The organism is Paenibacillus antibioticophila, from assembly GCF_000455265.1.
GTDB lineage: Bacteria > Bacillota > Bacilli > Paenibacillales > Paenibacillaceae > Fontibacillus > Fontibacillus antibioticophila.
The window spans coordinates 1,994,401-2,005,392 of record NZ_HG005139.1 but is presented as its reverse complement, the minus strand read 5'-3'; the positions used below and the strand labels follow the sequence as shown (position 1 = coordinate 2,005,392).

Sequence of the window (10,992 nt, the reverse complement as noted above, 5' to 3'; positions counted from 1 at the left end):
CTGACATACAATCTGCACATTATTATCCGCTATGAGATTGAGAAGATGATCTTCAACGAAGGCTTGCCTATTAGCGAGCTGCCAAAGGTGTGGAATGAGAAATACAAGGCTTATCTGGGACTCACACCGCCAAATGACGGCCTGGGGGTATTACAGGATGTGCATTGGTCAGGAGGAAGCTTCGGATACTTCCCATCCTATGCGCTTGGGAATATGTATGCGGCACAGATTACAAATACACTGCGCAAGGAGCTTCCGCAATTTGACGGCTTTGTGGAAGATGGCAACTTTGCGCCGATCAAGGAATGGCTGACTGAGAACATTTATAAACACGGCAAGAGTCTCAAGCCTGCCGAGATTATCATGAACATTACAGGCGAGCCGCTGAATCCGGATTATCTAGCAGCTTATCTGGAGGAAAAATTCAAAGCGATTTACGGTGTTTAAAAGAGGCTGATCAACTATATAAGTTGAACTAAAAAAATGCACAGAAAGGGCATAAGTGTGAAGTGTGCTGAAGAAGCGTAAGCGTTCGCCTTTGTGAGTGGATTTCTACCGCATAATATCTTAGTTCAATTAAAGAAATCCGCGAACAACAGCGATCGTAAGCACACTTCACACGTTGCCTCCAGTGTACAATCTTTAGTTCAACTTATATAGTACTTAATTGTTTTTGGCAGGGAGCTGTACTTCAGCTTCCTGCCTTTTTGCGTTTGTATGGCTTAACCATTCCTTCCCGTGCCGCATACATTGAACCATGGTCAATACCTAATTTGCATGAAAGAGGTGAATGGCATGTCGTTCAGAAAATATGAAGTGCTCGCCATCGGATTGGTCGTTCTGCTGGTCAGTATGCTCAGCGGCTGCGGCAACGGCAGCACGGCTCAAAAGGTCCGAATTGGCGAGGTGACGAGATCGGTATTCTATGCGCCCCAATATGTGGCGTTGGAGAAGGGGTTTTTCAAGGAAGAAGGGCTTGAAGTAGAGCTGCAGACCACAGCCGGCGGAGACAAGACGATGACAGCGCTCCTGTCGGGAGCGATTGATGTAGCCCTGGTTGGTGCAGAGACATCGATTTATGTGTATCAGCAAGGAGCGGAGGACCCCGTCATAAATTTTGCTCAGTTAACCCAAACGGACGGGACCTTTCTGGTAGCGCGGGAGGAGACAGGAGACTTTGACTGGAACAAGCTGAAGGGAAGCACCTTCCTCGGACAGCGAAAGGGCGGCATGCCGCAAATGGCGGGAGAATTCACGCTGAAGAAGCATGGCATTGATCCGCAAGGGGATCTGGAGCTGATTCAGAATATCGAATTCGCCAATATTGCTGCTGCCTTTGCTTCCGGCACAGGGCAGTATGTGCAGCTATTTGAACCGCAGGCCTCCATATTTGAACGCGAAGGAAAGGGGCATGTTATTGCCTCGTTCGGAACGGAAAGCGGGCAGCTTCCCTACACGGTATTCATGACAAAGCAGAGCTACATTGCAAAACATGGAGACACGGTTCAAAAGTTTACGAATGCTGTTCATAAGGCGCAGATCTGGGTACGCGACCATTCACCGGAAGAAACGGCCAAGACGATTGCCCCTTATTTCAAGGACACGGACGAAGACATTCTTGTCAGCTCTGTAAAGCGTTATTTGGAGCAGGGCTCATACGCGGAATCCCCTGTGCTTCATGAAGCGGCCTGGAATAATCTTCTGGATGTAATGGACAGTGCAGGTGAACTCAAGAGCAGAGTAGAGCTTGATCAGGTAGCGGATAACTCCTTTGGCGAGAAGGCGTTGCAATCCGCTGAATAGTTCAGAACGGCCGGAAAGGAGGGTGTATGCAATGAATGCAGTACCTGTCGTTGAATTAAGGAATCTGGATCTGATCTATGTGACCGACCGGGAAGCGGTATTGGCTTTGGAGGGACTTGATTTGTCCGTGTACTCCGGAGAGCTGATCAGCCTGGTCGGCCCAAGCGGCTGCGGCAAAACCACACTTCTGTCCGTGATTGCCGGATTAATCCCGCCATCCCGAGGCCAGGTTCTGCTGCACGGCAAACCGGTCAGCGGCCCTTCGCCTGAGGTGGGGTATATGCTTCAGCAAGATTACTTGTTTCCATGGAGGAGCATACTTGACAATGCGCTGCTTGGTTTGGAGCTGACGGGGAGGCTGAATGACCGGAGCAGGGAGGGGGTCCTTGAGCTCTTGAATGGACTCGGACTGGAAAATACGGCGGATAAGTATCCTCATCAGCTATCCGGGGGGATGCGGCAACGTGTGGCCCTGGTTCGGACTCTCGCGACAAATCCGGATCTGCTTCTGCTGGATGAGCCCTTCTCGGCGCTGGACTATCAAATCAAGCTTCAATTGGAGGACCTGGTCGTGGACACTTTACGCCAGCGCGGCAAGACCGGCGTGCTCGTTACCCATGATTTATCGGAAGCGATCGCGGTCAGTGACCGGGTTATCGTGCTTGAGGCGCGGCCCGGAAGAATTCGCAGTATGTATCAGATCCCCGAGCACATCCGGAAGGCGCAGCCCTTTTACGCCCGGGAAGAGAGCGGATTTAATGAATTGTTCCATGAAATCTGGCGGGATCTCGAGTCACAGGAAGAGAGGGGGAACCGGAATTGACTTCCATGCCTGTCAGCGAAGAAGGAACCGATCGGGAATTGTGGATCAAGGAGAAATGGCTGCAGCATCGTAGACGCAAGAAGCGGATGGCAAGACAGGTGCTTGCGACTCAATTGTTGCTGCTCCTGTCCTTGATTGGACTATGGGAGCTTGCCGGACGCCTGCGATGGATCGATGTCCTGATCTTCAGCTACCCCTCGAAGGTCGGAGCCCAGATCGTCAAGGATATCGTTACCGGAGAGCTGTGGCCGCATCTGTTCATGACGGTGGGGGAGACGGCTGTCGGCTTCCTGCTGGGTACGCTGGTTGGCACATTAATCGCGGTCCTTATTTGGTGGTCGCCTTTTCTGTCAAAGGTGCTTGACCCCTATATGGTTGTGTTCAATAGCATGCCCAAGGTCGCGCTGGGGCCGATCTTCATCGTGTTGTTTGGCGCGGGCTTTACCGCGATTGTAATGACGACCCTATCGATTACCGTCATTGTAACTACATTAGTGGTCTACAACAGCTTCAACGAAGTGGACTCCAATTTGATCAAGGTTATTCGGACCTTTGGCGGCAACCGTAGAGACGTTTTTGTCAAAGCGATTTTGCCTGCCTCCTACCCTGCCATCGTATCTACACTCAAAGTGAATGTCGGCATGTCCTGGGTCGGTGTTATTGTCGGCGAGTTTTTGGTCGCTAAGATCGGCCTCGGTTATTTGATCGTTTACGGGTTTCAGGTGTTTAATTTCACGCTGGTCCTGTCGAGTCTGGTTATTATCGCTGTTGTGGCAACGGCTATGTATCAGATGGTGGTCTACGTGGAGCGCAAGCTGCTCAAGGAGCGGTAAACCGCTCCTTGCCGTCTGCAAGCAAGGAACTCTGCGGAACCCCCGATTTCGTATTGTCGCTTTCGGTAAAAAAAGGTACGATGTTAGAGCAAAAGCCAACAAATTATGACTAAGGGTGGTTTCATGGGGTTCCGGATTATTAAGACGGCAGTCGCGACACTGCTTGCCATTATTATTGCAGATTGGGCAGGGGTGGAGGGACATTTATCCGCCGGACTATTGGCGATATTAGGCGTGGATGTGACACGTAAACGGAGCATTATGACGGTGTCCTCGCGCTTTTTTGCCTCTCTGCTGGGACTGGCTGTCGCCTTTGCCATCTTTTATTTGCTCGGCTTCCATATTTGGAGCCTGATTATGTACATTCTGATTGCCTTCCCGCTAATTTCAAAAGCAAACTTCAAAGAGGGGATCGTGACCAGCTCGGTTGTGGTCTTTCGGGTATTTGGGGGCGAAGAGCTAAGCTGGCATGTGCTGTTTACCCAGATCGAGCTGCTCGTTATCGGTCTCGGCGCTGCCATGCTGGTCAATATGGCGTATATGCCAAAGGCAGAGGACAAGCTGCAGCAGATCCGCAGCAGGGTGGACGGGATGTTCTCCGTCATCTTCAGTCACTTTGCATTGTCTCTGCGCGACCCCTATCATGTGTGGGACGGCAAGGAGATGATTGAGGCGGAGAGAGCCGTACAGGAAGGGCTGAGTCTTGCCAATCGGGCGCTGGAAAATCAGTTGATCTCGCCGAGTGAATCCTGGAGCATCTACTTTTTTATGCGAAAGGAACAGCTTGTACGCATTGAGAGTATGCTTGAATTAATCTCACTCGTCTATCAGCGAATGCCGCAAGGGGAGATTACGGCAATCCTCTTCGATACGCTGAGCAGAGACGTGAGCAGTTATGAATACATGGGCGAGACAGAACGAATGCTTGCCGAGCTGGAGCAGGAATTCAAGCGAATGGAGCTTCCCTCGACCCGGGAGGAATTCGAGCTTCGTTCAGCCATTCTCCAGCTTTGCCGCGAGCTGGCCCACTATCTTGAGATTGCCAAGAAGGATAAAGCCCGGGGCTCAGGCACCGCATTTGCTTCTTCACAATGACGTGCCGCAGGTGATGCATGAGCAGATGCCCTCAGCACGCAAAACTTATTAATTCAACTTAATATAGCTTCTATCTCTGTATTTTTCTTTTACAACTTGGAACATTAGCCCAGGTCTTGCATACATATGTAATGAATGATGTATGGAGGAGGAATAAAACCATGTCATTGAAATATCAAAGTAGAGAGATTATCACGAAAGCGATCTGCGGAAAAGGTCGTAAGTTCTCTACCGTAACACATACCGTGAGTCCGCCTCACAAACCGACCAGCATTCTGGGGGCCTGGATTATTAACCACCAGTATGAGGCGGTTGCCGCGGGTGACGGAATTGAAGTTATTGGTACTTACGATATCAACATTTGGTACTCCTACGACAGAAACTCGCAGACAGAGGTTGCCAAAGAAACCGTATCGTACGTTGAACATGTGCCGCTCAGCTATCTGGACAGCAGACATCGTGCTTCAACCGTGGAAGTGACTGCGGAGGCCACGCAGGAGCCAAGCACGGTTGAAGCGAATGTGACCGGGGACGGCCGGGTTGCGATTCGCGTGGAGCGCGAATTCGCCGTAGAGCTTGTGGCCGAGACCAAGCTGAATGTGCTTGTCGTACCGGGCAGTGACGACGGAGATAAGGATTATGACTTTGGATCGGATTTCGATGACTACGAAGATCTGGATCCAGACCTCCTCGACGACGAGCTGTAGGACTGCGGACATCTCTTGCGAGGAGCCGCTAACAGCTTCCCGGCAACAATGATGGATGGGTTAGTATGGTCTACTATATGCGGCAGGGGCGTCGTCGTCGAGGGCGGCTGCCCTCTTTTTGTTTAAAGGTAGCCCAAAAGTCATCTTTTGATAACGAAGTGATTCAAGGAGGTTGATGTGACATCGAATCTTGCGCTCACCCTCGAAGTCCGAGCGGATGCTTACGAGGTATGCTTCCTTTGGAAGCATTTTGCTCATGTAGGGTCCGCCTACACTCCGTTCCTCCTTCTTCGGGTTCTCGCAACATTCTCGGTGCTGAAAAGCTGACTTTTTAACAAGGATTTTTAAAGGAGAGTCGTTGTGATGAGCGTCCGTCATGTGCTTGTGCTCCCGTCCCTGAATGCGGAAGTGAAAAGAAAGCTGATCCGCGCGCTGAACCGTACCGAAGGGCCGTTTCGGGTGCTGAACCTTGCCGACGGCCGCCTGCGGGAGGATTGTCTTTATTATGGACCTGAGGATGCTTATACAGGAGGAGAACCGTGCGAGTGGCCGATGAACTTCGGCTCGGGCCAAGTTGGAAACCGAAGGGTTAAGCAAATGGAATCCAGGCTGCGCATGGAGGGGATTTCCTCCGAGTTAAGCAGGCGGCCTGCTGTTAAAGGGTATTATCGCCGGTATCTGGTCCAGGTGTATCATTTACAGCCGCTTCAAATGGTTCCTTGGAGCGGTGAAGACGCATTAAGCGGCATGGTGTTGCCGCAATCTGCTGCCACACCTGTAACCGGGTCTCCGCTCTGGAAGCGACTGTCGAGGACAGCTGTTCGCTCCTTATATGCCTTAGGTCTTGACTATGGAGAGGTGATGCTCCGCACGGACGGAGAAGGCCAATCTATTGTTGAGCATGTGACGGACGGGACAGAATGGCGGTCGCCAGGCTGGGAATGGCGGATGGCTGAAGCGATGAGACAGCAATTGCAGCTGCTGAGCCAATGGCAGTCGGAATCGCGGGTTCCGCTGATCGGGATGGATCCGGAGTTTTTGCTGTATAACCCGGACACCCGCAAGATTATTCCGGCATCCCGGTATTTGAACCGCCAAGGAGTAGCCGGGTGTGATGTGCTAAGATACCGGGGGAGAAGAATGCTTCCGCTTGCCGAGCTGCGTCCTAAGCCTGGCTCGGAGCCCAGAGAGGTCGTCCTTCATCTGCTGGCAGCGTTCCGTACAGCACGTGCGGCGATATCTGATGACCGGCTGATTTGGCAGGCGGGAGGGATGCCGCAGCAAGGCTTTCCCCTGGGAGGACATCTGCATTTCAGCGGTGTTCCGCTATCCGGAGAGCTGCTTCGAGTGCTTGATAATTATTTGGCATTGCCGGTTGCGCTTCTGGAGGATGAGCGGAGCGCCCGCCGCCGTCCGCGCTATGGAAGTCTCGGAGATTACAGGCTCCAGGATTACGGCGGCTTCGAATATCGAACCCTGCCGAGCTTCCTGATCTCTCCTATGGTGACGAAAGGAATTGTCGCACTGGCCAGGGTGATTACTGAAAGCTATAGGGAGCTTGATCAACGGCCGCTTGACCTTGATGAGGTGCGGGAAGCCTTTTACAAGGGAACGAAGACCGTATTGGCACGAGAATGGCCGCCATTGGCAGGCAGGTTAAGGGAACTTCCTGCTTACGAACGCTATCAAAGCTATATCGATCCATTGCTTGACGCGATATCCTCCGGAGCAATCTGGGATGAGTCGGCAGACATCCGGCTGATGTGGAGACTGTAATTTCACTCGTAACCCTGACCGCCTTTCTGGTATAATAGAGATCTATGAAAGTGAATTTGGAGGTTGCGAATGGCTACATATACCCCAATGATCGAACAATATTTGAGTGTAAAAGCCCAGGCTCAGGATGCCTTTCTCTTTTTCCGGCTGGGCGATTTTTATGAGATGTTTTTTGAGGATGCCCTGCTTGCTTCGAAGGAGCTGGAGATTACGCTGACCGGACGGGATGGCGGAGTCGAGGAGAAAATCCCGATGTGCGGCGTCCCCTATCATTCGGCGGAGAATTATATCCAGCGCCTGATCGAGAAGGGATACAAGGTGGCCATCTGCGAGCAAGTGGAAGATCCGGCTACGGCCAAAGGGGTCGTCCGGCGGGAGATTATCCGCGTCGTGACCCCGGGAACGGTCATGGAAGGCAAGACGATAGGAGACGGCGCTAACAACTATCTCGTCTGCTTGACAGAACAGGACGGCACGATGGCGCTGGCTGCCTGCGATCTGTCCACAGGGGAGCTGTATGTCACCTCTTCGCCGTCGAGCTGGGAATGGCTTAAGGGAGAGGTCGGCGTCTACGATCCTTCCGAGCTGATCGGGGATGAGGCATTGCTCTCCTATATTGAAGGACAGGCTGCTCCATTGGGCAAAACCGTGGTCTATACAGCATGGGATAAAGGCAAGGAGGAGCTGTCCCGCAAGCAGTTCGGCGAGGCTGCCTGGATTCGCCTTGAACATGAGCGCCGCAGCTGCATCTCCTTGTTAATTGGTTATCTTAGCGAGACGCAGAAGCGCTCTCTCGGGCAGTTGACCAAGTTCTCTTCCTATGAGCCGGAGCAATATATGATTCTTGATCCTTTCACCCGGCGGAACCTCGAGCTGGTGGAGACGGTCAGAGAGCGTTCCAAGAAGGGATCGCTATTATGGCTGCTGGACCGGACTGAGACCTCGATGGGGGCGCGTCTGCTCCGTCGCTGGGTCGACAAGCCGCTGCTTAAACGTGCTGAGATTGAAGCCCGTCTGGAAGCGGTGGAAAAGCTTCGCGACGGCTTTATCGTCCGCGAGGATTTGCGGGCTTCTCTGAAGGAGGTCTACGACCTGGAGCGGTTGACCGGGCGAATCGCCTTCGGAAGCGCGAACGGCCGGGATATGAATGCGCTGAAGCTATCCCTGCGCAAGGCTCCGGGCATTAAAGAGCTGTGCCAAACCTCCGGCTCCGCAACATTACAGCAATTGGCGGAAGAAATGGATGTGTGCAGCGATCTGGCCGATCTGATCGATGCGGCCATCGCAGAGGATCCGCCGGTATCGGTTAGAGACGGAGGCGTCATCCGCAGCGGGTATCATGAACGGCTGGATGAGCTGCGTGAGGCGGGCAGTAATGGCAAACGCTGGATTGCCGAGCTGGAGGCGGCGGAACGCCAGCATACCGGCATCAAGTCGCTTAAAATCGGCTATAACAAGGTGTTTGGATATTATATCGAGGTGACCAAATCGAATTTGGGCGCCTTGCCAGAGGGACGCTATGAGCGCAAGCAGACGCTTGCCAATGCCGAACGCTTTGTGACTCCCGAGCTGAAGGAGAAGGAGACGCTTATTCTGGAGGCCGAGGAGCAGATGGCCGATCTGGAATATCGCTTGTTCAGCGAGCTGCGGGAGCGGCTGGCCGGACAAATCGAGCGACTGCAGCTGCTGGGCGAGCAGCTCTCCAAGATTGATGTCCTGTGCGCGCTCGCTGCAGTAGCGGCGGACGGCGGGTATGTGCGGCCGCAATTGACCGACGGATATGATTTGCGCATCGAGCAGGGACGTCATCCTGTGGTTGAGACCGTCATGAAGGATGCTGCATTTATAGATAATGGAACGGCGCTGGAAAAGGACAAGGCCAGCATCCTTCTGATTACCGGACCTAATATGGCCGGAAGGAGCACGTATATGCGTCAGGTGGCGTTGATCTCCATTCTGGCCCAGATCGGCAGCTTTGTGCCGGCGGCCAAGGCGGAGATTCCGATTGTGGATCGGATTTTCACCCGAATAGGGGCTGCGGATGATCTGATCGGCGGGCAAAGTACGTTTATGGTGGAAATGGCCGATATCCAGATTATGACCGAAAAGGCCACCTCAAGAAGTCTGATCATTATTGACGAGCTGGGCCGGGGAACCTCGACAAGCGAAGGGATGGCCATTGCCCAGGCTGTCATTGAATATGTCCATCATCATATCGGCTGTAAGGCGCTGGTATCGACGCATTTTCATGAGCTTGCCCATCTGGAGAGCAGTCTGTCGGGGTTAAGCAACTACCGCATGGCCGTGCAGGAAAGCGGGGACAAGGTGCACTTTCTGCGCAAGCTGGTGCCCGGGGCGGCCGACACGAGCTATGGCATTTATTGTGCCAGACTTGCAGGCTTGCCGAATGGCATCATCGAGCGGGCATATGGCCTGCTTCAAAGCCTGGAGCAGGCGGCCGCAGCGGTTGCGGGAGGAGATATTCCTGTCCAGTCAGAGGAAAGAGCGCCTTTACCGGACAAGCAGGTTGTATCTGAAGCCGCATCAATACCCGATGTTGTGCAGCTATCTATTTTTGGCGATGAGCCTGTAGAAAGAAAGCATAAACCGGTGCAGGAAGACAGCAACAGCGGCATGAAGCAGATTGTTAATGCCATTAAGAATTGTGATTTAATGAATATGACACCACTGGAGGCTATGCAGCTTGTGAATGAGCTGAAGCAGAAGGTGAAGCAACTGTAATCAGTATTTATAAGTTAAACTAGAAAGCTACACAGGAAGGGCATAAGTGTGAAGTGTGCTGGAGAAGCGTTAGCGTTCGCCTTTGTGAGCGGATTTCTACTTTATGATGGCTTAGTTGAGTCCAAGAAATCCGCGAACAACAGCGATCGTAAGAACACTTCACACGTTGCCTCTCGTGTACAAATCTTTAGTTCAACTAGTATAGTTGACGGGAGGGGAACATGCATGGCAAAAATAACGGTGCTGGATGAGCATATCGCAAACCAGATTGCAGCGGGCGAGGTTGTGGAGCGTCCTGCCTCCGTGGTGAAGGAGCTGGTCGAGAACTCCGTAGACTCCGGGGCCTCCAAAATTGAGGTTCAGGTGGAGGAAGGCGGACTGGAGCTGATCAAGGTCATGGACAACGGCTCGGGGATAGAGTCGGAGGATTGCGAAAAGGCTTTTTATCGTCATGCCACCAGCAAGCTTGCAAACGGGCGGGACCTGTTCCAGATCCGGAGCCTTGGCTTCCGCGGGGAGGCATTGCCCAGTATCGCGGCCGTTTCCAAGGTCCGTCTTGTATCCTCTGCCGACGACAGCGGCCTTGGCCGCGTCATCGCGATTGAAGGCGGTACGCTGAAGGAGAACGAGGTGACGGCAGCGCCGCAGGGAACGGATATTACGATTAAGGAATTATTTTACAACACACCGGCCAGGCTAAAATATATGAAGACGATTCAGACGGAGCTGGGGCATGTGTCGGACGTAATGTACCGCCAGGCCTTGGCTCATCCTGAAATATCGTTCAGTCTCAAGCATAACGGCAATTCGCTCCTCCAGACCGGGGGCAGCGGCGGCCTGCTCCAGGTCATTGCTGCAATTTACGGGATCAATACGTCGAAAGCAATGATCCCCATCGAAGGGGAGAATCTTGATTACCGGGTTACCGGCTTTATCGGCCTTCCGGAGCTGACCCGCTCCAGCCGGACCGGCATGTCGACGATCGTAAACGGCAGGTATATCCGGAATACGGGTCTACAGCAAAGTATCCTGCGCGCATACCATACGCTGCTTCCGATCAACCGCTACCCGCTGGTGGTGCTTCAACTGGAGATGCACCCGTCACTGGTTGACGTGAACGTGCACCCGGCCAAGCTGGAGGTTCGCTTCAGCAAGGAGAGCGAGCTGAATGCCTTTGTGGAGGAGACGCTGAGGCAGGCCTTGTCACAGCAGG

8 protein-coding genes and 1 pseudogene are annotated in these 10,992 nt (G+C 53.0%); all 9 read left to right on the top strand.

Annotation, left to right across the window (positions count from 1 at the left end; all coding sequences use genetic code 11):
* Positions 1-447, top strand: a pseudogene (locus TX85_RS27495) (carboxypeptidase M32); the annotation flags it as partial.
* Positions 448-795: 348 nt separating this feature from the next.
* Positions 796-1,803, top strand: a complete 1,008-nt coding sequence (locus TX85_RS09185; RefSeq protein WP_044478802.1) for an ABC transporter substrate-binding protein — start codon at positions 796-798, stop codon at positions 1,801-1,803.
* 31 nt (positions 1,804-1,834) lie between these two features.
* The gene (locus tag TX85_RS09180; RefSeq protein ID WP_044478801.1) at positions 1,835-2,626 is read left to right on the top strand and encodes an ABC transporter ATP-binding protein; all 792 of its coding nucleotides are present in this window, start codon (positions 1,835-1,837) and stop codon (positions 2,624-2,626) included.
* An 86-nt stretch (positions 2,627-2,712) separates the two neighbouring features.
* Positions 2,713-3,459 (top strand): ABC transporter permease, encoded by a 747-nt coding sequence (locus TX85_RS09175; protein WP_392391837.1) that lies wholly within the window; start codon positions 2,713-2,715, stop codon positions 3,457-3,459.
* Between the two features lie 123 nt (positions 3,460-3,582).
* Entirely contained in the window at positions 3,583-4,554 is a 972-nt protein-coding gene (locus TX85_RS09170; protein ID WP_044478800.1) for an aromatic acid exporter family protein, read from the top strand.
* A gap of 161 nt (positions 4,555-4,715) precedes the next feature.
* On the top strand, positions 4,716-5,261 hold the full coding sequence (gene cotE, locus TX85_RS09165; RefSeq protein WP_044478799.1) for an outer spore coat protein CotE: 546 nt from the start codon (positions 4,716-4,718) through the stop codon (positions 5,259-5,261).
* Positions 5,262-5,624: 363 nt separating this feature from the next.
* Complete coding sequence (locus TX85_RS09155) at positions 5,625-7,037, top strand: putative amidoligase domain-containing protein (RefSeq protein ID WP_044478797.1); 1,413 nt, start codon at positions 5,625-5,627, stop codon at positions 7,035-7,037.
* 69 nt (positions 7,038-7,106) lie between these two features.
* Positions 7,107-9,779 (top strand): DNA mismatch repair protein MutS, encoded by a 2,673-nt coding sequence (mutS, locus tag TX85_RS09150; RefSeq protein WP_044478796.1) that lies wholly within the window; start codon positions 7,107-7,109, stop codon positions 9,777-9,779.
* A 225-nt stretch (positions 9,780-10,004) separates the two neighbouring features.
* Positions 10,005-10,992 (top strand): DNA mismatch repair endonuclease MutL (gene mutL / locus TX85_RS27490; RefSeq protein ID WP_044479937.1); only part of this gene is annotated, 988 nt, incomplete at its 3' end.

What these genes read in the sequence shown, in the direction of transcription:
- mutS (WP_044478796.1), top strand. Translation starts at nt 7,107, where the DNA reads ATGGCTACATATACCCCAATGATCGAACAATATTTGAGTGTAAAAGCC.
- TX85_RS09155 (WP_044478797.1), top strand. Translation starts at nt 5,625, where the DNA reads ATGAGCGTCCGTCATGTGCTTGTGCTCCCGTCCCTGAATGCGGAAGTG.
- TX85_RS09185 (WP_044478802.1), top strand. Translation starts at nt 796, where the DNA reads ATGTCGTTCAGAAAATATGAAGTGCTCGCCATCGGATTGGTCGTTCTG.
- TX85_RS09170 (WP_044478800.1), top strand. Translation starts at nt 3,583, where the DNA reads ATGGGGTTCCGGATTATTAAGACGGCAGTCGCGACACTGCTTGCCATT.
- cotE (WP_044478799.1), top strand. Translation starts at nt 4,716, where the DNA reads ATGTCATTGAAATATCAAAGTAGAGAGATTATCACGAAAGCGATCTGC.
- TX85_RS09175 (WP_392391837.1), top strand. Translation starts at nt 2,713, where the DNA reads ATGGCAAGACAGGTGCTTGCGACTCAATTGTTGCTGCTCCTGTCCTTG.
- TX85_RS09180 (WP_044478801.1), top strand. Translation starts at nt 1,835, where the DNA reads ATGAATGCAGTACCTGTCGTTGAATTAAGGAATCTGGATCTGATCTAT.